Origin of the sequence: Chitinophaga sp. CF118 (assembly GCF_900112615.1) — a bacterium.
Classification (GTDB): domain Bacteria; phylum Bacteroidota; class Bacteroidia; order Chitinophagales; family Chitinophagaceae; genus Chitinophaga.
Genome location: NZ_FOMK01000016.1, coordinates 53,960 through 80,391, shown reverse-complemented (window position 1 = coordinate 80,391; position 26,432 = coordinate 53,960). Strand labels below are relative to the sequence as shown.

The 26,432-nt window shown below is 41.7% G+C and carries 16 protein-coding genes; 11 read left to right on the top strand and 5 right to left on the bottom strand.

The features are described 5' to 3' along the window. The first annotated feature begins 60 nt into the window (after window positions 1–60). The 7 genes from BM176_RS31725 (at window position 61) to BM176_RS31695 (ending at window position 13,040) form a co-directional block, all read left to right on the top strand. Window positions 61–1,701, top strand: coding sequence for a cyclic peptide export ABC transporter (locus BM176_RS31725; protein WP_090108440.1), 1,641 nt, complete (start codon window positions 61–63; stop codon window positions 1,699–1,701). A 36-nt stretch (window positions 1,702–1,737) separates the two neighbouring features. Then, window positions 1,738–2,454 carry a thioesterase II family protein gene (locus BM176_RS31720; RefSeq protein ID WP_090108439.1) on the top strand — a complete coding sequence of 239 codons (717 nt, stop codon included), beginning with the start codon at window positions 1,738–1,740 and terminating at the stop codon, window positions 2,452–2,454. Between the two features lie 37 nt (window positions 2,455–2,491). Beyond that, window positions 2,492–4,894: a TonB-dependent receptor gene (locus BM176_RS31715; RefSeq protein ID WP_177230627.1), complete on the top strand. Its 2,403-nt coding sequence runs from the start codon at window positions 2,492–2,494 to the stop codon at window positions 4,892–4,894. Window positions 4,895–5,039: 145 nt separating this feature from the next. After that, a complete protein-coding gene (locus BM176_RS31710; protein ID WP_090108437.1) occupies window positions 5,040–7,460 on the top strand; it encodes a penicillin acylase family protein in 2,421 nt (806 codons plus the stop codon). 20 nt (window positions 7,461–7,480) lie between these two features. Then, on the top strand, window positions 7,481–7,879 hold the full coding sequence (locus BM176_RS31705; protein WP_143097977.1) for a hypothetical protein: 399 nt from the start codon (window positions 7,481–7,483) through the stop codon (window positions 7,877–7,879). A gap of 13 nt (window positions 7,880–7,892) precedes the next feature. Then, window positions 7,893–8,663 carry an SDR family NAD(P)-dependent oxidoreductase gene (locus tag BM176_RS31700; protein ID WP_218162324.1) on the top strand — a complete coding sequence of 257 codons (771 nt, stop codon included), beginning with the start codon at window positions 7,893–7,895 and terminating at the stop codon, window positions 8,661–8,663. Window positions 8,664–8,729: 66 nt separating this feature from the next. Then, window positions 8,730–13,040: an SDR family oxidoreductase gene (locus BM176_RS31695; RefSeq protein ID WP_090108434.1), complete on the top strand. Its 4,311-nt coding sequence runs from the start codon at window positions 8,730–8,732 to the stop codon at window positions 13,038–13,040. A gap of 141 nt (window positions 13,041–13,181) precedes the next feature. On the opposite strand, the gene BM176_RS31690 is transcribed toward BM176_RS31695, so the two are convergent. The 4 genes from BM176_RS31690 to BM176_RS31675 all read right to left on the bottom strand — a co-directional run bounded on the left by BM176_RS31690 (window position 13,182) and on the right by BM176_RS31675 (window position 16,438). Continuing rightward, the gene (locus tag BM176_RS31690; RefSeq protein ID WP_255373626.1) at window positions 13,182–13,655 is read right to left on the bottom strand and encodes a RidA family protein; all 474 of its coding nucleotides are present in this window, start codon (window positions 13,653–13,655) and stop codon (window positions 13,182–13,184) included. Window positions 13,656–13,750: 95 nt separating this feature from the next. Beyond that, window positions 13,751–14,314, bottom strand: coding sequence for a Crp/Fnr family transcriptional regulator (locus tag BM176_RS31685; protein ID WP_090108433.1), 564 nt, complete (start codon window positions 14,312–14,314; stop codon window positions 13,751–13,753). Window positions 14,315–14,377: 63 nt separating this feature from the next. Next, complete coding sequence (locus BM176_RS31680) at window positions 14,378–15,463, bottom strand: M48 family metallopeptidase (RefSeq protein ID WP_090108432.1); 1,086 nt, start codon at window positions 15,461–15,463, stop codon at window positions 14,378–14,380. 6 nt (window positions 15,464–15,469) lie between these two features. Continuing rightward, window positions 15,470–16,438 carry a YjgN family protein gene (locus BM176_RS31675; protein WP_090108431.1) on the bottom strand — a complete coding sequence of 323 codons (969 nt, stop codon included), beginning with the start codon at window positions 16,436–16,438 and terminating at the stop codon, window positions 15,470–15,472. 186 nt (window positions 16,439–16,624) lie between these two features. On the opposite strand from BM176_RS31675, the gene BM176_RS31670 reads away from it, so the two are divergent. Continuing rightward, window positions 16,625–18,661 carry a glycoside hydrolase family 65 protein gene (locus tag BM176_RS31670; RefSeq protein WP_090108430.1) on the top strand — a complete coding sequence of 679 codons (2,037 nt, stop codon included), beginning with the start codon at window positions 16,625–16,627 and terminating at the stop codon, window positions 18,659–18,661. A 12-nt stretch (window positions 18,662–18,673) separates the two neighbouring features. Here BM176_RS31670 and BM176_RS31665 read toward each other — a convergent pair whose 3' ends face one another. Further along, window positions 18,674–20,836: a xanthine dehydrogenase family protein molybdopterin-binding subunit gene (locus BM176_RS31665; protein ID WP_090108429.1), complete on the bottom strand. Its 2,163-nt coding sequence runs from the start codon at window positions 20,834–20,836 to the stop codon at window positions 18,674–18,676. 259 nt (window positions 20,837–21,095) lie between these two features. On the opposite strand from BM176_RS31665, the gene BM176_RS31660 reads away from it, so the two are divergent. The 3 genes from BM176_RS31660 to BM176_RS31650 all read left to right on the top strand — a co-directional run bounded on the left by BM176_RS31660 (window position 21,096) and on the right by BM176_RS31650 (window position 26,424). After that, on the top strand, window positions 21,096–21,674 hold the full coding sequence (locus BM176_RS31660) for an RNA polymerase sigma factor (RefSeq protein ID WP_090108428.1): 579 nt from the start codon (window positions 21,096–21,098) through the stop codon (window positions 21,672–21,674). 77 nt (window positions 21,675–21,751) lie between these two features. Further along, a complete protein-coding gene (locus tag BM176_RS31655) occupies window positions 21,752–22,948 on the top strand; it encodes a FecR family protein (protein ID WP_090108427.1) in 1,197 nt (398 codons plus the stop codon). 215 nt (window positions 22,949–23,163) lie between these two features. Beyond that, entirely contained in the window at window positions 23,164–26,424 is a 3,261-nt protein-coding gene (locus BM176_RS31650) for a SusC/RagA family TonB-linked outer membrane protein (protein WP_177230626.1), read from the top strand. Window positions 26,425–26,432: the final 8 nt, after the last annotated feature.

Sequence of the window (26,432 nt, the reverse complement as noted above, 5' to 3'; positions counted from 1 at the left end):
ATTTAGCCTTCAGTTAAAAAAGAGCAAAAATGAGTCACTATAAAGTCCAAATTATTGCATATGAAACAGTTATTGAGAATATTATTACCTCAGATAGGCCGTGGTACTTTATTGAGTTATGTATTACTGGCCATCTTTACCGGTTTGTGTAGTTTTCTGTTCATAAACACGGTAACAAGGGTAATCGGATTGACCATTGGAGGTAGTATTACCAACATTAGTCAGGAGTATTTCATCATTTTTGCATCTATCATCGTTGTCTTTATATGGGTAAGAAGAACACTTTCACTGGCAATTATTAAGTTGTCTCAGAAGCTGTTCTGGCGGTTTCGCATGCAGATCATTACACAGGTGTTAAAGGCAAACTATCAGCAGTTATCAGCCAGAAAAACGGAAATACAGGCGGCTATCGTAAATGATGTGAATACACTCACCAACGCCTCTCTCACTATCATAGATTTTTTCGCATCCTTTATTCTTGCCCTGTCCTGCCTGATTTATCTGGCATCCATTTCGTGGCAACTGTTTTCAATAACCTTAATCGTTGCATTGTCCGGTGCTGCCATGTATCATTTCAATTCAAAGCGCAATCTGAATTTTTTCGGTAAAGCCCGTAAACTTGAAACTGAATTCCAGGAAAACTATAATGCTATCATTGATGGATTTAAGGAGATCTATATGGAGCCAAGGAAAGGTGCTGTTATTTATGATACTAAAATAAGTACCATCGCCGGAAGTGCCTATCATAACAACCTCACTGCATTTACGGGATACCTGAACAATCAGATTACCGGACAGGTATTGTTTTATTCACTTCTTGCTTCGGTATTACTTTTCCTGGCTGCTGCATTTCAGTTGAAACCCGGGGATATGGTCAGCTTTGTTTTTACATTGCTTTACCTGCTTGGAGCTATTGAAAAAATAATGATGCTGTTACCCGGCATTATGAACGCAGGCGTGGCTGCCGATCATCTGATGGCACTGAAAAAGGAACTGGAAGAGTCAAACTTCGATCATCCTATTCCACAGCAATATATCAGCAGGGATGAATTTCAGCAGATTACGATCAGCAACCTGGAATATAATTATGGAAAATCTTTTGGCATTGGACCTGTAAATATCAATATCTCCAAGGGAGATGTGATTTTTATATACGGAGGAAACGGTAGTGGTAAAACCACCCTGATACATACCATTCTGGGACTGCGCTTACCATCGGCGGGAGGAATAAGGCTCAACCGGACGTTGGTTGATAAAGATAATTACCCTGAATACAGAACCTTATTTGCAGTGGTATTCAGCGACTTCTATTTATTTAACCAGGTGATGGGAGCTGACGAGATAGATACTGAGAAATGGGATTATTATGTCAGGTTATTCGAACTGGAAAATAAAGTGAGTATCAATGGTAATAACCTGTCAACAACAGATTTATCTACCGGACAAAGAAAACGTCTGGCACTCATCATGGCATTGCTGGAAAAAAAACCTATCTTGGCAATTGATGAATGGGCCGCCGACCAGGATCCATACTTCAGAAAGAAGTTTTATACAGAAATTATTCCGTTGTTGAAAGAAGAAGGTATAACTATCATAGCTATAACCCATGATGATAAGTATTACCATTGTGCTGACAAATTGTATAAAATGAACGATGGTAAGCTCATCGAAGAACAGGTTGACCAGCCTGCACTCATCTGACCTTATTGTGTACTTCTTAACCCACATTACGCTATCATGAAAAAGCCACAGTTATTTCTATTACATTTTGCCGGCGGCAATGTTCACTCCTTTCAATTTCTGTATCCATTACTGAAAGACTTTGAAGTGATCTCCCTGGAACTGCCAGGAAGAGGGAAAAGAATCAGAGAGTCACTGCTAACGAACTTCGATGAGGCTGCTCTGGATATCTATCGGCAGATAAAAGAAAACCTGACAGCTTCCGGCTTTATGATCTATGGACATAGCATGGGTGCATACCTGGCACTCAGGGTAGCCAACATGCTTGAAAAGGAACATAAATACCCCGACTGTATTGTTGTGAGTGGAAACCCAGGTCCCGGAGTAAAGGAAAATAAGCAAACTTACCTGCTTGAGCGACAGGAATTTATTACCGCTGTGCAAAAGTTAGGTGGCATGCCGCAGGAATTAATCGAGCATAAAGAACTGTTTGATTTTTTTGAACCCATTTTAAGAGCTGACTTTGAGGTGGCTGAAGATAACAGGATGATAAATGAACCGGCGGTAGGTGCGGCCATATATGCAGTAATGGGAACTGAGGAAGAAACAAATGACAAAATCACTAACTGGAGCCGCTATACAAGAAGTGATTTCGACTTTGAAATATTGGAAGGACACCACTTTTTCATTCACAACCATTCCTTTAGAATAGCTGAGATAATCAGCAACTGTTATTGTAAAGCACTGTTATCAAAACTGAAGGTACACATGTAATACCGCAGAAATGTCAATTATATCTAAATCTAAAATTATGAAAGGAATAAAAAACTCCATTTTATTGTGTATCCTGTGCCTTATCTTCTCCGGTGTAAATGGGCAGATCATCTCAGGTAATGTGGTAAATGAACATAACGAGCCAATGATCGCCTCAGGTGTTTCTTTACTGCGTGCTACCGATTCTTTCCTGGTAAAGATCCTGCCTGCGGATACCAGGGGGAACTTCCTGTTTGATAATATAAAAGAAGGAACCTATTATGTTACAGTAGTAGCCAGTGGGTTCAGAAAATATAAAACAGATATATTTACCGTAAAGGATTCCATTACCCTGCCTGTTATCACTTTAGTGCAGTACGCAAAAGAATTGGCAGCAGTTGAAGTGAGAAGCACCAAACCTATCATTGAAGTGAAAGCCGACAGGATGATCTTTAATGTGTCATCCAGTATCAATGCTACCGGCTCCAATGCATTGGAGCTATTAGGTAAATCACCCGGCGTAAGGGTAGATAATAGCAGTCTTTCTGTAAATGGTAAAAACGGGGTGATTGTATACATTGACGGAAGGCCAACGAACCTGAGTGGTAATGATCTGGCTGCTGTTCTGACCGGCATACCGTCTGCCAATATAGAGGCTATAGAAGTGATTACCAATCCTTCCTCAAAATATCCTGCAGCCGGTAATGCGGGGATCATCAATATCAGGCTTAAAAAGAGCCAGTCATTGGGCTTGAATGGCAGTACTTCCGTAACAGCCAGTTTCGCACATACACCAAAATATGATTTTTCCGGAAACTTCAATTACCGCAATAAGTTTTACAACCTGTTTGGTAACTATGGTTACCAATATGGTGATAACCGCACGCTGTCCCATTTCTTCAGACAGGTATCCGGCAATACATTTGATCAGCGGGCAACATATATAAGAACAAGTGATAATCATAATTATAAAGGAGGTGCAGACTTCTTTCTCTCCAAACGTAGTACACTAGGCGTACTGATAAATGGAAGTGCACTTTCCGGTCCTTTTAAAACCACCAGCAGTACTGACATTTACCGCACACCAGGTGTTGTTGATTCATTTCTGAATTCAGCTAATAATCAGACAAAACGGTTACGCAGAGTGAACTACAATATCAATTATCAATATAAAGATACTGTGGGAAGAAGCCTGAATATCGATGCCGACTACAATACCTTCCGGAATAATATGAACAGTGCGCAGAATAATGAATACAAAATGGATCCGGATAGTATACTCGGTATAAATAATATCAGAACTATTGCATTGACAGACATCGATATCAGGTCTGTTAAGGTGGATTATGAGCAGAAGGCGTTGGCAGGTAAGCTGGGTATAGGTGCTTATTACAATGATGTATCAACAGAAAATGATTTCAAGGTTTTTGACCGGTCCAATACTTATGAAAAACTGGATTCATCCATGACCAGTAATTTTGCATATAAAGAAAAAATTTATGCAGGTTATATCTCCTATAGCAGGGCTATCAATAAAGTGTCCTTTCAACTGGGATTAAGGGCAGAAGCTACCAGTGCATTGGGCAGTCTGACAACGCTGGATGCCGGTGCATACAGAAGCCTGGATACTTCTTACCTGAATTTTTTTCCAGGTGCATCACTGTCCTACAAGCTTAATAATTACAGTACATGGGGCCTGAGTTACAGCAGGCGTATTGACAGACCTGGTTATGAAGACCTGAACCCTTTTGTGAACATTCTCGATGAACTCACCTTAAGCAAAGGGAATACTTTTCTGAAACCACAATACACAGATAATTTCCAGCTGTCTTATAATTATAAAAGATACACAGCTATGCTGGGTTATAGCCGGATCAAAGACTTCTTTACACAGGTACTCGATACTGTAGATGGCAATAAAAGTGTGCAGACCGTCAAGAACATTCCATATCAGTATGTTTTAAACTTTACTACAACAGCACAGTTTGATGTGACAAAATGGTGGGGTGTTTATTGCTACCTGGATATTAACAATTCAACGTATAAAGGTAATCTGAACAACTCTTACCTCGATATTAATGTAACAAGATTCCTCATCTATAGTGAAAATAGTTTCGATCTTTCTCATGGCTGGAGTGCCCAGCTATCCGGTTATTATAACGGACCAGCTGCTACAGGTACTACACGCTGGAAGGAAATATGGACAGTAGATGCTGGTTTACAAAAGAAAGTGTTTGATAATAATGGTACTGTAAGACTATCAGTAACGGACATATTTAATACATTACGCCCGGGTGGTTTAATAGATTTTGGAGGAACGTATCTCAGGTCTGACTTCAGATCAGAATCACGCCGGCTGAAGATTTCCTTCAGCTATCGTTTTGGAAAGAAAAGCGTGAAACAGGCGAGAACACGTACTACTTCAGCCGATACTGAAAGTAAACGTTTGAAAGAAAAGTAATTTACCTCTCTTGAATTTCAGTCGCTACCGGCTGGTGGCGACTGAAAATACTCTCCCCCCTCATTTAATATAATTCTTTTTACTATGGCTGTTATGGCCATATAGTGGTGTCATGTTCCTTTGATACTGCGCTAAACTGTTTGGTATGAAAAAGATTAACATCAATTTCCTGTTCCCTCTTTGTGTATTGCTTATCCTGATTTTTGCATTGTCACATCAGCTATTCAACGTATCACCTTTGGGCAGGTTGCTGAATCCCTTCACAGGCGCAGTACAGAATGGAGGTGACGGCGAATTGAATGTAAATGCAGTACATAATGGAATGGGACTGAAAGATTCCGTAAAGGTATTTTTCGACGACCGTAAAGTGCCGCACATTTATACGAAAAATACGCACGACCTCTACTTTACACAGGGATACGTAACAGCCAGCCTGCGTTTGTGGCAGATGGATTTTGTAAGTTATGCGGCTGCGGGCCGTTTGTCCGAAATATTTGGAGACCGTTTTCTGGACTATGACCGTAACCAAAGAAGGATGGGATTGTTATACGCCGCTAAAAAAACACTGACAGAATTAAAAAAAGATCCTGAAACCGCTGGCATTCTGGCAGCATATGCGCAAGGTGTAAATGCCTATATCAAACAGTTGCACACTAAAGATATCCCGCTTGAATATAAACTACTGGATTATGAACCGGAACAATGGTCTGAGCTGAAAAGTGTGCTGGTAATGAAAAACATGGGGGCTACACTCTCGGGTTATGAAGAAGATATGATCATGTCCAACCTGATGGTCGCATTGGGAGAAGAGACGTTCAATAAACTTTACCCGGGTTTTACACCGCATATCACACCCGTTGTGAATGATACTGAAACGGCTTCCAAACCATTTTTAACACATATAACCAAACCGGATTACCTGAACTTCTCTTTCCTGGCAAATAGTACCATTGTGCCTGAAAGTTCCTTTAATCCTCAACTGGGAAGTAATGGCTGGGTGGTATCAGGTAAAAAAACAAAATCGGGTCATCCTATCCTGTGCAGCGACCCTCATTTGAATCTCTCGTTGCCCGCTGTATGGTTGGAAATGCAGTTATCATCACCCGGATTAAATGTATATGGGGTCTCTATTCCCGGTACGCCGGCTGTAATAATCGGGTTTAATGAGAACATCGCCTGGGGTACCACCAATGGAGCAGATGATGTAAAAGATTGGTACAAACTCAAGATCACCAGTGATTATAAAAAATATGAGCTGGATGGAAAGTGGCTGAATCTTGATTATTCTATTGAAGAGATAAAACGGAAAAGTAAGGCACCATTATATGATACTGTTTACCGTACCGTACACGGCCCTGTTGTAATAGACAGAAGTTTCCAGGGTCAACGCCGTGAGTTGAAAAATTATGCTATGAAATGGGAGCTGCTGAATACTTCCAATGAGTTTTTAACTTTTGTGAAATTGAACAGGGCATCTAACTATGCAGAATACAAAGATGCTATAAAAAATTATGGTTGCCCGATACAGAATTTTATGTTTGCCGGTAAAGACAATACCATTGCCACGAATCATCAGGGGCGCCTGCCTGTAAAGTGGCCTGGGCAAGGACGCTTTATATTGGATGGTACGGTAAGTACGCATTTATCCACGAAGTACATACCGGCAGACAGTATGCCTCATGCAATTAATCCGGCCTGTAACTTCCTGTTATCTGCAAATCAGCATCCTACTGCTGCCAACTACAACTATTACTATAATGGATATTATAAAGAAGCCCGCGCCAGCAGAATTCAACAACTGCTCGAAAATGAAAATGCATTTGATATCGGGAAAATGGAAAAAATGCAGTTGGACAATATAGACGCTTTTGCTGTGGAAGTAATGCCCGTCCTGATAAAGATTATAGATAAAAACAGGCTGACTGTAAGCCAGTATAATACCCTGAAGGGTTTAAAGGAATGGAATGGTGCATTTGACCTGAACAGTCAGAATGCAAAGCTTTTTCAATTATGGTGGCAGTACGTAAAGGATTATACCTGGGATGAATTTAATGAGTATGCATTCAATACCAAAGTTCCTGATGATTATGTATTGCTGGATCTCATCCAACAGGAACCCGGTAACATTTACTTTGATAAGCGGGCTACTACCCCAAAAGAAAATGCATCGGATATCATTTGTAAAGCATTTACAATGGCCGTTGCCGATTATGACAGCATACAAAAGAAAACAGGTGTTAATTGGGGAGACGTACACAAAGTAAATGTGACACACCTCACCAACATTCCCGCTTTTAGCAGAATGAATATTCCTGCCGCCGGTTATCCTGATGCTATTAATGCCACTTCCAATAACTGGGGCCCTTCATGGCGTATGATAGTGGAACTCGGGGATCGTCCCAAAGCATTTGGCATCTATGCGGGAGGTCAATCAGGGAATATAGGCAGTCCTTACTATGATAACTTTATTAACGACTGGAATAAAGGAAAATATTATCCACTGAGATTTTTTATGTCAGTCAAAGAAGCTGAAAAACAGGCGGGTAATAGATGGTTGCTACATTAACAACGATAAAACATAATAAAATGCGTAAGAAATTACCTGATAGTATAAAAACGATGTTGATCATCCTGGTACTTATAACGGGTACTGATCTGTTTGAACAATTGCCCTGGTGGAGTTTTGTATTGCCTGTTCTTGTGCTGGGTGTAATAGCCGGATTGCGGCATTGGCAATTCTCTGGCTTCATCACTGGCTTTATACCGGGTTTCATTATATGGTCCGGCGCCAACTCCTACTTCGATCTGCGTTTGCATGGTGGTGTATTAAACAAACTGGGTGTGCTGATCACCTTCCCTGAAATAGTAGTGATAATCATTGCCGGCTTAATAGGTGGTGTGCTCACTGGACTGGCACTGTACACAGGTAAATGCCTCTCAGGCAGAGAAAAACCGACTGATATAAATAGCCCCATAGTCATCTAAAAATATTACAGACATGAAAAATCGTATTGCAATTATTACCGGAGCCAGCTCCGGTATAGGGAAAGCTACTGCCCATCGGCTGGCAGAAAAAGGGACAAGGATGGTGCTTAACGGAAGGGATAAGGATAAGCTGGCTGAAACAGCCCGGCAGGTAAATGAAACCGGCAATGGTGACCTGGCGAGGATTGTATGTGGCGATATCACGGACGAGAAGATGACCGATGTATGTATTGCCGAATCCCTGAATACCTGGAATGAACTACCGGATCTGTTTGTTGCCAGTGCGGGCAGGGGATTGCCAGGCACATTACTGAACTCCGATGCAGCACAGTGGGATAGCCTTATAGACACTAATATCAAAGGACTGATGTATCAGCTGAAAAGCATCAGCAAAATAATGGTGGAGCAGTCGGCTGGAAGAGACTTTGTTACGAACCCACTGGATATTGTTGTTATCGGTTCCTCCATTGGCAGAAATGTATCTCCGTTTAACTCTGTATACGGAGCCACAAAGTTTGCTGCACATGGCCTTACAGAGGCGCTGAGAAGGCAGCTGGGACCACAATCCATCAGGGTAACATTGATAGAGCCGGGTTTGGTAGGCACCAATTTCCAGCAGTCTGCAGGATATGATATGCAATGGTTCGAAACATATGAAAAAGAGGTAGGGCCCATCTTACAGGCAGATGATATTGCGCAGGTGATTGCATTTCTATCGCATCTTCCGGGTAATGTTCATCTGGATAACATCTCCATAAGACCTACCCGTCAGGCTTACCCATAACTACCTGCACGTTTTTATAATGTGAGTTATTAACACTAGCCCCCTAATTATCAAAATTTATTTCCGATGCAAGCTAATCAATCAAATTTAGTAGCGTTATTGCTGGACATTGTTCATACTTATCCTGAAAGGGTTGCCATCAAGGATTGCCGTAAATCTTTCACTTATCAGGAGCTTTACCAACGCGCATTCCAGGTGGCCAGCATATTAACAGGCAAACATATCCGTACAGGAGACAGGATAGCCTGTATAAGTAAAAAGGATACGGAAAGTATTATTTGTTTCTGGGGTATTCTTCTCTGCGGAGGGATACCTGTGATGCTGGATCGGGAGGATGGCATTGCTACAAACGAAGCAAAGATAAAGGGAGTGATGGCAAATGCTGTTATTCTGGATACTGCGGATCAGTTGGTAACAACAGATACTAAGTCAATTCCCCTGTTTTATTTCCAGGAGCTGATTACGGAGGATACCGCTTTTTTGCCTTCTGGAAATATTCCTCCTGTAACAATGCCTGATGTGTGTTATATCCTGCTTACAAGCGGCACTACCGGCACGCCTAAAGCTGTGCAGATCACACACAAAAGCGTATTGCATTACACCCATGCGGTGTATGAAAGGATCGGTGCTCCGGCAGCTGTAAGAGCCGCACATGTTACTACCTTTGCTGCTGATCTGGGTCTTACCAATTTCTTCGTGGCACTTGTTTCAGGAGGTATGCTTCGGATCTTAAATAAAGTGGAAGCAACGGATCCCGCATTATTTAATGATATTATTAACGAGGATAAAATATCTCTTTTAAAAATTACTCCTTCGCATTTAACGTCTCTGATATCAAACAGGGATACAATGCACAGGCAGGTAATCAATAATATCATTCTGGGCGGAGAGAAACTTAGCTGGGAATCTGTCAGGGCAATATTTGAATCCGGTGTATGTGCTCATCTCTATAATCATTATGGTCCTACTGAAACAACTGTTGGTGCTACCGTATTCAAGGTAGAACCGCTTTCCGCGCATTTTGATGTAACAGCTTCCGTACCGATCGGGGCGCCACTGGGAGAGGGGATTTGTTTTCTTGATAACGAAAAGGATAACACCGGTGAATTATATATCTGTGGTCCGGGAGTAAGCAAAGGATATCTTAACAATGAAATCGAAAGCGAAAAGAAATTTGTTAAGAAAGAGATAAATGGTAAAAAGTTAAACTGTTATCGTACGGGTGATATCTGCAAAAGACTGGCGGATGGGAATTATGAATTCTTATACCGGACAGACCGGCAGGTAAAGATAAAAGGCTTTCGGATTGAACTGGGAGAGGTGGAAATAGCTATCATTGCACATCCCGCTGTGGAAAACGTTATCGCAGCAGTATCTGTACACCGGGAACATCAATCGCTGGATGTATATATCAAACCTGTCAAAGGGCAGGAGTTGAATAAAGATCTGCTGAAAAAATGGCTGACCAACAAACTACCTGCTTACAAAATACCAGGCAACTTCTATTTTTATACCGAAACGCCTTACAACTCTAATGGCAAAATAGACCTGAACGCACTCAAGCGGAACTTTGATGTATCCGTGAGTGCTAAGGTGCCGGACAATGACAAATCAAAAGAGGAGTCCTGGCCTGCATTGGTGGATGCACACTGGAAGCGCATACTTAATAAGAGCTCCATTGCAGCAACAGATAATTTTTTTGACATCGGGGGAGACTCCCTGCTGGCCATACAATTGATCGGAAGGTTACAGCGGTATGGTTACAAAGTGCATATCACAGACATTAACAACCATCCGCTGTTTGGTAATTTCAGTAAGCTGGAACCAGTAAAAATAAGTGATGGGAAACAAGCCTCCGGCAAGCCGAAGAATGCTAACAGGCTTACCTTCTCCCAGTACAATTTCCTTCATCATAAGAAATTCAATCTGAATGAATACTGTCAGACTATCTTACTGGAAACAGAAGATAAGATCAGTGTAAGAGAGATGGCGCTGGCGCTTAATTATGTGCTGGCAAGTCACTCGCAGTTAACCTCCGCTTTCAGAAAACAGGCAGGATTGTACGAGGTCGAAAAACAATCCTGTTCCGGTTTCGAACTGGGAACGTCTATCCTGGATAACAAAATATCGGTAGCCTTCCAGTTCCAGGAAATCTCCAGGAACCTGCTGAGTGAAATATCAATAGAGGAAGGCCGGTTATTCAGAGCACATCTATTTGTGAACCCTGACGGTAAGGACTACATTTATCTCGCTTGTCATCACCTGGTGGTGGATGTTATATCATGGAATATTATCATCGATGAATTACTGGATTATTATGAGCAGATCCTGAGGAATGATTTCTTGCCGGTAGAACCCGAAAATGCGGTAAGCAGGTTTTATGATGAATCTGCACTGGGTAAACCTGAACTGGATACAGCAGCATATAACAAACTTATCACCCAGAAATTATACCGGCTTCCTGAAATCTATACGAGGATAGATAGAAAGGAATTAAGCGGAGTATACAACATTTTAATACCCGCTGAAATATCCAATATATTACAGCATCTTGAAGAGCAAAAACAATCAGCAACGCTGAGTGGTTCCCTGCTTAGTGCTTTTGCCACCTCATTACTGGAGGAGTGCAGACTACCCGCCATTACAGTAGATGTTGAGTTTCATGGCCGGCCACAGCAGGAATCATTACCGGACCTGAGCAGATCAGTTGCCTGGTGGGCTACCACTATGCCGGTAAACCTGAATGAATCTGTTTTGAATCCCAGAGATTGCTCCGACTTAATTAATGAGAAGGCTGCCTTTGCAAACATGATTAACATACATCATGACCGGTTTACAGACATGACAGTTATTGGTGCAGATGTGCTGTTTAACTATCTGGGGCATTTTCCTGATCAGTTTGGAAATGCGTCTGTTCACATGAAGCCTTCCAGTTTTAATCCAGGTCCTACGAGGAGTAAAAGCGCCTTGCAGGAATATAAGCTTTCTTTCACCGCAAGGTTTATCGGTGAATCACTTATCATAGATGTTCAGTACCAGGAAAGCAACTTTGAAAAAACGAATATAAACAGGATGGTAAAGAACTTCTTTAACATCTTAAAACACCAGTTGTCAAATCCGGATCAATTGTATAATCGGTCGAAGCTGTTAATGCTGGATAGCAATATAGCGTCTGTGGGACAACCGTTATACAATCTCAATTTTAATGGGATGAAAAACCAGATCAGTCGAAAAAAGACAATCCTGCTTACAGGGGCTACAGGCTTTCTTGGTATCCATTTATTACATGAATTGATTTTACACGATGAAGTTAACCTCTATTGCCTTGTACGGGGAGATAGTAAGTCGAATGCGGCTACCCGTCTTGAAAATTGTTATGAACACTATTTCAATGACTCGCTGTACATAAATCGTCATAGGATAAAAGTGATCAGAGGGGACCTTTTAGAGGAGAATTTAGGGATCGAGCCATCAGATTACGAAAGAATTGTTAATGAAACAGATATCATATTACATGCTGCGGCTGATATTAACTTGCTGAAGGATTATGCCGATCTTATTCAGGCTAACATTACTTCTACAAGGCAAATACAGGAGCTGGCACAGAAAGGAAAGAAAAAGGCTATCCATTATATTTCAACGCTGGCAGTTAGTGGTTATGCTCCGAACGGCAGCTTCAGGACCTTCTCTGAAAAAGACTTTGATTATGGACAGGTGTTTATCTCTGATTATGAGAGAACAAAGTTTGAAGCTGAAAAAATCATCCGTTACTTCCTTAAAAATGGTGGCGAAGGAAAGATATACAGGGTGGGACATATTGCTGCAGATGCCGTACATGGTAGATTTCAACGCAACATTGATCAGAACAGGGTATTCCAGATCATGAAGGGGGCTATATTACTGGAGCAGATACCAAACACTTATAACGAAAACATTTCCTTTTCTTATGTAGACATTGTTGCAAAAGGGATTGCAGGCTTTTGCCTGGAATATATGACCAGCCCGATAGATTGTATCCATATGGAGAATCCGCAGAGCTTGCCTTTCAGCGTTATTGTAAAAATGCTGAAGCAGTTGGGCTACAGTCTTGAAATTGTGGAGATGAATACATTTAAAGAATCGGTAGCTAGCTTTGACGGCTCCCAGAACGACCGGAAAATAGTTGATCTGATGAACAACTGGATACAGCGGTCTTTTGACTTCCCCAGACGGATCAGGTATATACAAAAGGATTCTCTGGATGCAATTGCACAAAGCGGCCTGAGTTTCCCCAAGGCAAATCTGGAATGGTTTTCCAGTATGATCCGGGAAGGAATTCATGCAGGGTATTTTCTTTCTCCTTCCAAGCTGAGACGGAGGATGCCCAGTTTATACTAGTCAAATGTTTAAATCAACTATCTTCATTCTCTTAAAATCTTAAGACGATGGAAATTCCATCGGAACCATAAAATAAAAATGACATAATACCAAAGGCCCGGTACAATACCGGGCCCTTGTTTAATAGCACCTTTTAAAACATTACTTAACCACTGTAGCTTCAAGTTCAACTTTTAATGTTTCAAAAAGGCTTTTCACTTCCAGCAAAGTGGTCGTTTGCTTAATGCCATGTTTAGCTATCCAGTCCTGAATAATATCAAAGCAAGTGAAAAGCTCTGCAGATGAAGTTGTATAGATATTTAACCGCACAATATTTTTGCTATCGTAACCAGCTTCGCTAATAACTTGTTCCAGATTTTGCAGAGCCAGAATTAACTGGGTTTTCATGTCGCCGGTGCTTGACTGGCCATCAGCGTTTATAGCTGTCTGCCCTGAAATATAGAGTGTGCCTTCAGGATTTTTTACTTCAATGGCTTGCACATAACTGCGTTTATCCTGCCATTGCCAGGGATTAATTATTCTTTTTTCCATCTTATTTTGTTTTTTAGTTTGCGCCAATACAGGTATAGTAGCTATTAATAATAATGCTAAAACCTTTGTTATTTTTTTCATCATTGCAGTTTAAAATTTACACTACAAAGTTGAGAAGAACATAACAATTTTGGCAGGATCTACATCACAAATCCAGTGTGATGTAGATCACACTTACACTAAGAAGACAGCCTGCTCAGTGTTTCGCGGGAAATGCCCAGATAAGAGGCCAGAAGGGTTTTGTTTACACGCTGAATAAGCGAGGGGTACTGCATCAGTAATTGCTCGTAGCGTTCTTTGGCACTGGAGGTAAGTAATGACAATATGCGCTGTTGCGATGCTATATAACCAAAATGCGATTTTCTAAGGAAGAAGTGTTCCATCTTTGGGAGACCGGCAAATAGCTTTTCGTTGTCTTCCAGCGAAATGCAAAACACACCGGCATCTTCAAGACAGTCTAACGACATTGTAGCTTTAGCTTTGGTGAAATAAGCATGGTAGTCACTTATCCACCAATCTTCCATAGCAAAATGTAGTATGTGTTCTTTATCATTAGCATCAGTATGCGCTAGCTTTAACAATCCGTAAACCACAAAGTAAGAGTGGTTAACACTGTCGCCTTCCTGGATAAGGAACTGGTGCTTTTTTACTTTTCTGAATGTAAAATGGGAGAGCACAAACGCAAACTCATCATCTGTTAGCGGTATGATTTTTTCTATATGTGCTCTTAGTTTTGCCTGCATTGCGGTTTCTGGTCGGTACCTTTATTGTACAAAAATACCGTATTTCACAGTAGCTGTTGGTAATTATTTGTGATTAGCTTTCTGCAATTGCCGGAATATTTCTTCCATCTTATCATTGCTCTTATAGCTTGCAGGATGAGACGCCAGGTTACGCTCAACATATTGAATACGATTATTCGTAAGGGGGTGTGTACTGATAAATTCGGGGATCTTTAATTTATTATCCAGTTTTTTCAGTTCCTGTAATAACTGCAACATACCATGCTGGTCTATATGATTGCGCCGCAATGTTTGCATACCATAAAGATCCGCCTGTTGTTCATACTGGCGGGAGTAGGTAAGACTATAGAGAGAATTGGCGTTGGAATACAATGCACTGGTAGCGCCACTGCTATTACTGAAAACAAGGGTTACAAGTAAGGTTGAGCTCATATCACGACATAACTTACGTACGGAATGGCGGCAGGTAACATGCGCAACTTCGTGAGCTAACAGTGCCGCCAGTTGCTCCTTGGTATGTAGTTTTTCCAACAGGCCGGTATAAACAACCACATAGCCTCCTGGTAGTGCATAGGCATTTTCAACATTACTGGGTACTACTGAAAATGTAAGTGAGTCCGTCGTTTCCCATTTCATTTGTGCGGCAAAATCTGTCAGCAGACGGCTACGTGCGGAGTCGACCGTCTCATTGACGCTATTACGCGCTGTTTGTCCCAGTTTCTTATCAAAGGATAAAGGCAGCTGGTCTACGACTTTATCAGCACACCAGGGCAGTATAAAGAAATGTCCTGCCAGCAAGAGACCAATCATTAATGCCAAACCTATTAAGCTCACTTTTAAACCACCACGAAGTACCAGCTGTTGTATACCGGTACTTCGTGACGGTTTGTGTTTTTCAAGGAACATTTTTACAAAAACCGGGTCATTTACCTCCAGAGTGCCAGCTTCTGTACCTGTACCGGTATAGGTCATACGGAGAAAGTTCCGGTCCACTACCTGTACATCTATTTCGGTAAAGAGCCACTGCAGCTTCCGCGAAGGCATGCCTTCCTCTCTCGTTAGTTCCAGTTGCAAACTTTCGGTGAACAGCTGGATAGTAACAGGGATTGCTTTTGCTACCTGGTGATTGTAATAGTATCCTTTGAACATATAAGATTAGATAATACCGAGATCAAATGTATCTGCAAGATCTTCGCCCATTGCATTTTTATACTCTTCTTCTGTTTGTTCCAGCTCACCTAAGGCCACATCGCCAGCTATTTCAACGTGAGACATCAGGAAGGTAATTGTACGTGTTTGTACCCATGCAAAGGCAATACCAAGGGTAAATATGATCAGCAGGAAATTCACGATCAGCAGTCCGGCGAAGTCGCCACCTGTTGCAGTAGAACGGAAAGTAAATTCCTTATCTCCATGAGTCAGGCGCAGTTTATCAACACTGTAACGGAAGATATCGGCCTGCCACCAGAATGAGTAAATACCCAGGGTAACAAGAGTAAGCAAATAGCCTTTCAGGTTCAGGAAAAAGTAATCTTTCCCATTTCCTTCATAGCGAAATTCGCCACTGCCAAACCTGATATGGCTAACCACGTAATTACGGATGTTCATTATCGCCCAGGCGCCATAAAATCCTAATGTAACGATGGTTAAAGCTATCTCCTTGAGGAACAGGTTAAGAAATTCCTGTCTCTTACCACGGTATCCGAAACGGATGCCTCTCCAGGTTGTTCTTGACCAATGATAGCGATTAGCACCATGAATAGCCAATGGTACTATAAACAGGAAGAAAGCCAGGTAAAACAGACCTCCCAGCAGGGGCAGCTTTGCCCAGTTAAGCAGGCTTACAATAATGAGTACTCCAATAAAAATACCCATCGTCTTGATAAAACCAATGAACATCTCTTTACCCGTACCATTCCAGGAAAATCTGGACCCATCCAGCTCCGTAGATGAATAGAGATACTGCAATTTGTTTGCTTTAGCCCATGGATAATAAAGTCCCAAAGTAATAATAGAGAGTAAAGTGTTCACAATCAAAATACCGAAATAAGTACCACCGTCGCCGTTAAAAGTTAGTGCGGGAGGGGTAGTTGCAGTCCCCGAAGGGGCATACTGTTGTTGCATAATTAAGGGATTAAAATTATAGGTCAAATAATAGGAACAAATATATTAAATATTTTCATCTTTTTAAGTCCCCGGATAATCAACCCGGCAATCTTATCCTGATTCAGGATCCTGGCTACTAAAATTACGGAGAAGTCTGATGTAAATTAGCCTTACATTGCTTTAATATCATAAAAAACGATTAGTATGAAGATAAAATTATTTTTTCTACTGATTACCTGTTTCACGGTACGTTCTAATGCCCAGGATCCATGGAAGATTAAGGCTGAAAAAATAGACCCCAATAACTATTATGGGGTAACTGTGGCAAATGGTATTATTGGTGTGGTATCGTCACCTCAACCTTTTAAAGTTAAAAACGTGGTTTTAGCCGGTGCTTATGATACGTACGGGCGTGGCCGTGTAAGTAATTTTTTAAATGGCTTTAACCTGCTTAATATGTACCTTGAAATTGATGGTATGCGGCTTGATGAGCGAAATACACAACAATTGCAACAGGAACTGGATATGCATCATGCTTCATTTACAACACAACTTCTATATGGCAAAAAGGCAACTGTAAAATATACCTATTATGCGTTGAGGCATCTTCCTTTTTCAGTATTAATGGATGTGACCATAACAGCAAAAGAAGATTTAAGAATAACGGCGGCCAGTATTATGGAAACTCCTGAAGCCTTGCGTGATGTTCAAAATTATTACAATGAAATTGACAGGCCACATGTTACCCTGAGCTTACTTACTTCTACTGCAAAAAGCCCGACCGGCAAACTACAACTCTGTGCTTCAAACAGTTTTCTCTTTACTGAGTTACACGGAAATGAACCTAAAATTATCCATGAAATGTGGGATAACAATAGCCATTTAATGAAATTTAATAAAACCTTAAAGGCTGGAGAAAGTTATACCTACTCAGTTATTGGGAGTACGATCAGCTCTGCACAGCATGCCGACCCACTCAATGAGGCAGAAAGAATGACCATTTTTGCGAAGCTGGAAGGAAGAGACAGGCTAATTAAATTTCATAATGCCGCCTGGGATGAACTCTGGAAATCGGATATTACAATAGATGGTGATCCGCAGGCTCAGCAAGATGTACATAGCATGTTATATCATTTAACATCATTTTCAAGATCAGGTACTTCTTACTCACTCTCACCAATGGGATTATCGGGATTGGGTTACAATGGCCATGTATTTTGGGATACAGATATCTGGATGTTCCCTGCATTGCTCGTTCTTCATCCCGAAATTGCAAAATCTTTAATCGAATATCGTTTTGAACGATTGGGACAAGCGGAAAAAAATGCGTTTTCGCATGGTTATAAAGGTGCAATGTATCCTTGGGAGAGCGCAGATACAGGGGTCGAAGAAACACCTGTGTGGGCTTTGAGCGGGCCATTTGAACATCATATCTCAGCAGATGTTGCTTTAGCTGCATGGAACTACTATTGTGTTACGCAGGATAAAACCTGGCTTAAAGAAAAAGGTTGGCCGATTTTATCGCAAACTGCCGACTTTTGGGCAAGTAGAGTGGAAAGAAACGGATTAAATCATTATGATATTAAAAATGTTGTAGCTGCGGATGAATGGGCAGAAAATGTAGATAATAATGCTTTTACAAATGCAGCGGCAAAATTAAACCTGCATAATGCAAATTTAGCTGCATCAATATTAGGGATTCCTTTAAATAAAGATTGGGAACTGGTGGAACAGAATATTCCGATTTTAAAATTTGATGATGGCGTAACAAAGGAACATGCATCTTATAATGGTGAGGGAATTAAACAAGCAGATGTTAATTTACTTGCCTATCCTTTAAATATCATAACGGATAAAAAACAAATTGAAAAAGATCTGGCTTATTATGAAACCAGAATACCTGAAGAAGGAACACCTGCAATGACTCATGCTATTTTTGCACTTCTTTATGCCAGAACAGGAAATCAAAATAAAGCCTATTCATTTTTTAAGGAAGCCTATGAACCTAACTTAAATCCACCATTCAGGGTAATCGCAGAAACTAAAGGAGGGACAAATCCATACTTTGCAACAGGAGCCGGAGGTGTGCTGCAAAGCGTACTGATGGGATTCGGAGGATTGGAAATTTCGGATAAAGGAATTATTCAGATCCAGAGTTCATTACCCGGGAATTGGAAATCTTTAAAAATTTCCGGCGTGGGGATGAACAAAAAAACTTATATAATAAACCAGAAGAATTGATGTAGTATAAACTTATACGTCTTCCAGACTAAAAGGTAATTTGCGTATACGTTTACCAGTGAGATCAAAAATAGCATTGCATAATGCGGGTGCAAAGGCCGGTAATCCCGGTTCACCAACACCGCCGGGCTTTTCATCATTCTCCATAATATGCACTTCTATTTCAGGAATTTCATTAATGCGTGGCATGAGGTAGGTGTTGAAATTTTTTTCTACAGCTTTTCCATCTTTAAAATGAGTTGCGTGATTTACTGCAGCACCTAGTGCCATTACGATACTTCCTTCCAGCTGGGCACGGATAATATCGGGGTTTACATACCAGCCACAATCTATCAGTGCAAATACTTTGTCAATCCTGATTTTTTTGTCCTGCCCGCGGGATACTTTCACTACCTGTCCTACCATACTGCCAAAACATTCTGTGATAGCTACTCCCCATCCATCATTCTTTCGTCGTGATTCCCAGTTGCTGATTTCTGCAAGCTTATTTACAAGCGCCTGATAACGATCAGAACTAAGATGCGCCTTTCTGAATTCAAGTGGGTCCTGTAAAGCAAGGTGTGCGAGTTCGTCTATAAAACTTTCGCCGGCAAATGCATCAACATTAGCGCCGGGTGCACGCCACCACATAGTTGGTATAGGAGACTTTGTTTGGACGCCTCCAAAACTATAGTGCGGTATTGATTTATAATAGTCACTCGCAAGGCCGGCTAGCCCGCCCGTATTCACCGTTACAGGTTGCGGTTGGGCATCTTTGTCTTCTCCCGGACCCATAAATTGCGAAGCGGAAATAATCTGAAATGAAAATATTCTTTTTTGCGTATCCACGCCGCCCCTGCATCTGTATAATGATCCGGCACGAAAAGGCCCCATGCTCATGTCGTCTTCTCTTGTCCACATAACCTGCACCGGAGCTTTAACTTCTTTTGAAATTAGTGCCGCTTCATGCGGGTAATCCGTAAATGCTTTTCTTCCGAAACCTCCTCCGAGAAAAGTCATATTCACCGTAACGTTTTCAATAGGGATATGCAGCCTTTCACTTAGGTCTGCCTGTATCCATTGGGCTTCCTGTATCGGGCCCCATATTTCAATACTGTTCTCTTTTACATCGGCAATGCAGTTAAGCGGCTCCATACAGCTATGGGATTGATAAGGCATTTCATACACAGATTCTATAATGGCCGAAGAACTCTTTAATGCCGTTTCAAAAATATCTGATGGTAAAGGTTTATAAAGATCCTGCTGCATCCTCGCATAAAGTTGTTCAGAACCCAGATGTTCAAAGCCATCATCATCCCATTCAACTTTCAGCAGTTTTCGCCCTTTCATAGCTGTCCATAATGAATCTGCTACTACAGCCACGCCTTCAAGCAATAAACCAAAAACGGCTCTTTGTACTTTAAAAACATGCTTTACACCGTTAACAGATTTTGTTGCCGAGTCATCGAAGCTTTTTACTTTTCCTCTAAACCGTGGGTTGCGTTCCACCACCGCATATAACATCCCCGGAAGTTTTTTATCCAGTCCGAATATGGCGCTGCCATTGATTTTTAGAGCGGTATCATTACGATGCAGGGATTTACCAATAATTTTATAGTCTTTACGCTCTTTTAGTTTAACCTGCTGTGGTGGTTTTATTTGTGCAGCATCTTTTACCAGTTCTCCATAGCTAAGCCTTTTTCCTGTGGGCCGATGTATCACCTGTCCATTTTCCGCATAACATTCGGTTGTATTAACATTCCATTGCTTTGCTGCGGCTTCAATAAGCATTTCTCTGGCAGAGGCTCCTACGCGTAATAATTGCTGATACCAGCCACGTATGGAAAAACTTCCTTCCTGTGGTTGCGGGCCATATTTTTTAGGATGGGCGGTGGCAAACCGGATACTCACCTGGTCCATGCTAACTTCCAGTTCTTCCGCAATAATTTGTGGAATTGCCTGCCAGGTTCCTTGCCCCATTTCTGAACGGTGATTAAAGATGGTTACCTTGCCGGTACCATCTATTGATATCCATGTCATCAACTCTGTTGCTGCATCTTTCGCATCATCCGTATGAATAATTTCGCCCACACTTTTCCCTAATGCAGGCCAATAGCAACCAATGGTTAAAGCAATACCGGACAAGCCTGCTTGCTGTAGAAAAGTTCTCCTGGAAAACCCCCGTTTATGGTCCATCTTTTGAGTAGTGATATTTTAGAGTTGGCTTAACACTTCAATCGTTGTATAATATTACAAATAAAACTTCAATTTATGAGGAACACCAGAGGGCGTCCATCTTCATTGTATCTTCCAGGTAAGCGGTTAAGCAAAAGGTCTTAGAAACATTTTATTTTCCATCCCTTCTATAAAAATATAATTTATTCTTTTTATCTTGTTATTCACCAGACACTTACGCTTATCACAGGAAAGCTAATTGGATAATTAATTGGCTTACATGGATTTACTCAGTGAACAAGAACTGCTTTTGCGGATAGCAGAGGGGGACGAGCATGCATTTCGGGAACTTTATTTCCGTTATGATACTATGTTGTTCACTTTCCTGTTAAAACTTACCCGGTCAGATATTATAGCAGAAGAATTACTTCAGGAAACCTTTCTGCAATTATGGCTACATCGTGATAGCCTGGCTGATATTAATTATCCACGGGCCTATATCCACCGTATAGCAGCTAATCTTTCCCATCGCTGGCTAAAGCAACATTTATTGCATCGTAAGGTTTTAGCAGAACGTGAACTGCAACAGGATTTAGTAATAAATGATATAGAGGACAGCCTCGCCTGGAAGGATATTTCCATTTTAATTGTCCGGATCATTGAAAAGATGCCGGAGCAACGGCGGAAGATCTACCAGTTGCACCGTGACAGCGGATTATCGTCCGGCGAAATAGCTACGATAATGGGAGTTTCGTCCAGCACGGTCAGGAATACCATTGTGGTTGCTGTGAGGAATATCCGTGAACAGCTTCTGGAAGCCGGTTATACCCTCTTATTGATCTCATTCTTTATCCGTTAAAAAAAAATTCGCGCACCAATAGACAGCCGGACTGTTTTTTTGCTCTTATATAGTGTAGGGGCATTATAACTACTATTATGAACAACGAGCACCTTAAATATTTACTCGATCAGTGGTTGGAGAAGAAGATCACCGTGGCAGAAGAAAATGAACTGGCCGCTTATCTGGAACAACATCCCGATAACGAAGCTCTGCCCGAATTATTACAACATTTTTTAGATAATACAGCGCCTGATGATGTGCCGTTTGTAAAAGACAGGGAAAAGAGAGTGTCTGCCATTTTGCAGATGGACAGAACCGCACAACAGAAGGCGAACAGTGAACAATCAATCGTTCGTCCTATGAAACCTGGCCCCCTTCGTATTACTTTTCTGCGGAGGTGGGGCTGGGTTGCGGCTTCAATATTGCTTTTGCTGGCAATAGGCACTGTTGTGGTGAGATCGTTAAACGGCAATAAAAAGGAATTCCATGCCCTTACGCAGGATATTACACCTGGCAGCAATAAGGCCATTCTGACTCTGGGCGATGGTTCTACTGTTACGCTGGACAGCGCCGGTAACCGGTTGATCCGGCAGGGAGTGCGGCAAACGGGCGGACAATTAATATATGATGTGCAAAGCACTGCCATCAGCTATAATACACTTACTACACCTCGGGGGGGACAATTCCAGGTGAGGCTGCCTGATGGTACTATGGTATGGCTGAATGCGGCTTCCAGCCTGCGCTATCCTACCGCCTTTACCGGCGGGGAAAGAAGGGTAGAGGTTAACGGGGAGGCTTATTTCGAAGTTGTGAAAAATTCGCATCTGCCTTTTAAGGTAAAGATCGGGCAACAGGCGGAAGTGGAAGTTTTAGGAACACATTTCAATGTAAATGCTTATCCCGATGAAGCCAGCATCAATACTACCTTACTGGAAGGCGCCGTACGGGTAGCTGTTACTGGAGAAAAGGTAATGTTGAAACCTGGCCAGCAGGCACAGGTGGCGAACAACGGGAATGGTATTAAAACCATCAACAACGCCAATGTTGCTAAAGTAATGGCCTGGAAGAACGGGCTGTTCAATTTTGAAGATGCCAGTTTACGGGAAGTAATGCAGGAACTGGCTCGCTGGTACGATTTGCAGATTGTTTATGAACAAAATGTACCGGATATGTATTTCGAAGGAGAAATGAGCAGAGATATGAACTTATTACAGGTACTGACCGGTTTGCAGAAAACCGGAGTGCGGTTCAGAATAGAAGAGGGGAAACGGCTGGTAGTGTTAAAACAATAGGGTCAACCAATTAATACAGAGGATCAGTCATTAAAAAAAAGAAGCCGGAGGTGCTTGGAACCACTTCCGGCTGTATTGTCAGGCCGATCCTTATTGAGCAATGTGAATGTCAATTATTTAATCAACCAAACTATTGCAAATCTATGCAAAAATTCGATGTTTTGCTTTTGCCGCGCCCGTGGCGGCGTGACTGTGTCAACCAAATACTGCGTGTCATGCGAGTAATTGCTTTTTTCCTGTTCGTGTGTTTAACGCATGTTTCAGCCGGTGTTTTTTCTCAGACTATTACCTTATCGGCCAGGGAATTTCCTTTAAAGAAGGTATTTGCAGAGATCAAGTTGCAAACCGGTTATGTGTTTTTTTATAACAAAGGCGCGCTGGAAAATACACAGCCAGTTTCTTTTTCCGTGCGTAATATGCCCTTGACGGATCTCCTGGATATTGTTTTAAAAGATCAGCCGCTTACTTATACGATTGCACCAAAAACCGTTTTCATCTCGCGTAAGCCCGATGTTACTCCGCTTTTCAATGAGCCTGTAATACCGGTAGATACAATTCACGATGTGAATGGAGTGGTACTCAATGAAAATGGTCAGCCTCTTCAAAACGCTTCCATCAGGATCATTGGCCGGAACAAATCTGCAGCCGCTAATGAAAATGGTGCGTTTACATTGAAGAATATGGCGAACGGAAAATACAGGGTAGAGATATCTTTTGTGGGATACGAAAAATATATCACCAACATTGATGTAACAGACAATGCGGTGAAAGTAACGGCAGTACTGAAACAGGCGCAAAGCAAGCTGGACGAAGTGCAGGTAGTAGCTTATGGTACTACCATTCAGCGTTTCAATACAGGTGGTTTAAGTACTATAAAAAGTGCAGACATAGAAAAACAACCGGTTACGAATATACTGGCAGCTTTACAAGGCCGTATGCCTGGGGTGTTGGTTACCAGTGCCAACGGTATTCCCGGTTCCGGCATTACAATGCAGATAAGGGGCAATAACTCTATTTCCGCGCTTTCCAATCCGCTGTATATAATAGATGGTATCCCCATTCCGGCTACATCTCTCAGTAACGTTAACACCGCTGCCGGGGCTGTAAGCCCCCTGAATGGTATCAATCCGCTGGATGTGGAAAGCATTACCGTTTTAAAAGATGCAGATGCTACGGCCATTTATGGTTCCCGCGGTTCTAACGGAGTAGTATTGATCACCACGAAAAAAGGAAAGGCAGGTAAAACAAAATTTGATGTAAATGTATATTCCGGTGCAAGCGTTACTACCCGTGTGCCAGAATTTTTGAATACCGATCAATACCTTAACATACGAAAAAAAGCCTTTGTTGCTGACAATATCACACCCACTACAAGTAATGCACAGGATCTTTTATTATGGGACCAAAAAGCCTATACGAATTTTCCGAAACTGATACTTGGTAATACAGCTCCACTTACCAATGTAAAGACTTCCTTATCCGGTGGTAAGGAAAACACCCGTTATCTGTTAAGCACAGGTTATCATCATGAGGGGGCCGTCATTTATGGAGATAATTATTATAACAGGGTAGATGGTCATATTAATATTGACCATAACTCCACCGATAAGCGATTCAATGTAAATACATCCGTTACCTATACGAATGATAATATTAAAACGCTGGCATCAGATCCTTACCTGGCTATTTATGCGCCACCAAATTTTCCGCATTACGATACTACCGGCAAACTATATTGGATACAGAGTAATACAACGGCGCCACTTACAAATCCCTGGTCATATCTGAATAAAGTGGGTAAAACGGCGACTGATAATTTTATAACAAATGCATCGTTGAGATATGCGCTAACACCTGGATTGATTGCCAGGGTGAATATGGGATTCACCAAGATGCATATGAGCCAGCAAGTAGTGGCTCCTACTACTGCTTTCAATCCTACATCCAGCTCTGCGACTAAAAGCTCGGCTACTTTTGGTAACAGCAGTGTGCAAACTTATATTGTAGAACCACAATTGGATTATACCAGGAAGATAAGTAAAGGGGTACTAAATGCTATGGCCGGTGGAACTATACAGTCCAGCGCTTCCCAGAGCAATTCCATAACAGGAATCAATTTTACCAGCGACGATCTGATAGAAAGTATTTCCGCTGCAAGTACTATTACGGCTACAACGCTTACCAGCTCACAGTATAAATATATCTCCGGATTTGGAAGATTGAATTTTCGCTGGCAGGATAAATATATCTTCAATGGTTCATTCAGGAGAGATGGCTCTTCCCGTTTCGGTCCAGGAAAACGGTTTGGTAATTTCTGGTCGGTTGGAGGTGCCTGGATATTCTCCGGAGAGAAGATGATGGAACAGCTAGCTCCGGTTTTAAGCTTTGGAAAACTGAGAGGCAGTTATGGTATTAGTGGTAATGACCAGATCAATGATTACAGATATCTTGAAACATATACCAGCAATCAACAGGCTTATAATGGTAACCTGGGCTTGTATGCCAACAATATTGCTAACCCGGAATATCGCTGGGAAACCAATAAGAAGTTGGAACTGGCACTGGAATTGGGTTTTCTGAAAGACCGTATTTTATTTACATCCACTTTTTACCGCAGCCGTTCGGACAATCAACTGGTACAGACTCCTCTGCCTGCACAAAGCGGATTTGGTTATTATCAGGCCAATATGCCTGCGCTGGTACAAAACACCAGCTGGGAGTTTGAGCTGAGTACGACTAACGTCGCTACTAAAAACTTCCGCTGGCAAACCACTTTCAATATTACCATTCCGAAAAATACATTGGTGAAATTTCCCGGTCTGGCTTCATCAGCATATGCCAACTACTATGTAGTCGGACAGCCTCTAAATTTATTCAGGGGCTATCATTATACAGGTATTTCGGATTCAACCGGCGTACCTCAGTTTGAAGACCGTAATAAAGATGGCAGCCTTACTTCCTCTAACGATTATGTGAACATTGGCTCTTTAGACCCTAAGTATTATGGGGGAATGGGTAATACGTTCAGCTATAAAAACTTCAGCCTCGATTTGTTTTTTCAATTCGCGAAACAAAATGGTTTTAATGCTTTGAGAGCGTATTACTTCCCGGTAGGTTACAAGGTCAATCTGCCCGCTTATCTGGCAGAAGATTACTGGTCGCTCACCAATCCTCAGGCCAGTCGTCCCGGGTTAACTACCAGCGCTTCCCTGCCAATAGGATCAGCGTATGTGAACAGGTTGTATGCATCCAATGCTGCTTATTCGGATGCCTCCTATATCAGGTTGAAAACGCTTTCTTTTTCCTATCAGCTACCCGTTAAGCTGGTGCAAAAAATAAGAGCGCAAAATATGATCATCTATGTGCAGGGGCAAAACCTGTTCACGATAAGTCCGTATAAAGGACTTGATCCGGAAGTAAAGAATGCAACACCTGTATTGAAGACTTTAACAGGCGGTGTTAAATTAACTTTTTAAAGCAAAAG

What these genes read in the sequence shown, in the direction of transcription:
- BM176_RS31725 (WP_090108440.1), top strand. Translation starts at nt 61, where the DNA reads ATGAAACAGTTATTGAGAATATTATTACCTCAGATAGGCCGTGGTACT.
- BM176_RS31720 (WP_090108439.1), top strand. Translation starts at nt 1,738, where the DNA reads ATGAAAAAGCCACAGTTATTTCTATTACATTTTGCCGGCGGCAATGTT.
- BM176_RS31715 (WP_177230627.1), top strand. Translation starts at nt 2,492, where the DNA reads ATGAAAGGAATAAAAAACTCCATTTTATTGTGTATCCTGTGCCTTATC.
- BM176_RS31710 (WP_090108437.1), top strand. Translation starts at nt 5,040, where the DNA reads ATGAAAAAGATTAACATCAATTTCCTGTTCCCTCTTTGTGTATTGCTT.
- BM176_RS31705 (WP_143097977.1), top strand. Translation starts at nt 7,481, where the DNA reads ATGCGTAAGAAATTACCTGATAGTATAAAAACGATGTTGATCATCCTG.
- BM176_RS31700 (WP_218162324.1), top strand. Translation starts at nt 7,893, where the DNA reads ATGAAAAATCGTATTGCAATTATTACCGGAGCCAGCTCCGGTATAGGG.
- BM176_RS31695 (WP_090108434.1), top strand. Translation starts at nt 8,730, where the DNA reads ATGCAAGCTAATCAATCAAATTTAGTAGCGTTATTGCTGGACATTGTT.
- BM176_RS31690 (WP_255373626.1), bottom strand. Translation starts at nt 13,655, where the DNA reads ATGATGAAAAAAATAACAAAGGTTTTAGCATTATTATTAATAGCTACT.
- BM176_RS31685 (WP_090108433.1), bottom strand. Translation starts at nt 14,314, where the DNA reads ATGCAGGCAAAACTAAGAGCACATATAGAAAAAATCATACCGCTAACA.
- BM176_RS31680 (WP_090108432.1), bottom strand. Translation starts at nt 15,463, where the DNA reads ATGTTCAAAGGATACTATTACAATCACCAGGTAGCAAAAGCAATCCCT.
- BM176_RS31675 (WP_090108431.1), bottom strand. Translation starts at nt 16,438, where the DNA reads ATGCAACAACAGTATGCCCCTTCGGGGACTGCAACTACCCCTCCCGCA.
- BM176_RS31670 (WP_090108430.1), top strand. Translation starts at nt 16,625, where the DNA reads ATGAAGATAAAATTATTTTTTCTACTGATTACCTGTTTCACGGTACGT.
- BM176_RS31665 (WP_090108429.1), bottom strand. Translation starts at nt 20,836, where the DNA reads ATGGACCATAAACGGGGGTTTTCCAGGAGAACTTTTCTACAGCAAGCA.
- BM176_RS31660 (WP_090108428.1), top strand. Translation starts at nt 21,096, where the DNA reads ATGGATTTACTCAGTGAACAAGAACTGCTTTTGCGGATAGCAGAGGGG.
- BM176_RS31655 (WP_090108427.1), top strand. Translation starts at nt 21,752, where the DNA reads ATGAACAACGAGCACCTTAAATATTTACTCGATCAGTGGTTGGAGAAG.
- BM176_RS31650 (WP_177230626.1), top strand. Translation starts at nt 23,164, where the DNA reads ATGCGAGTAATTGCTTTTTTCCTGTTCGTGTGTTTAACGCATGTTTCA.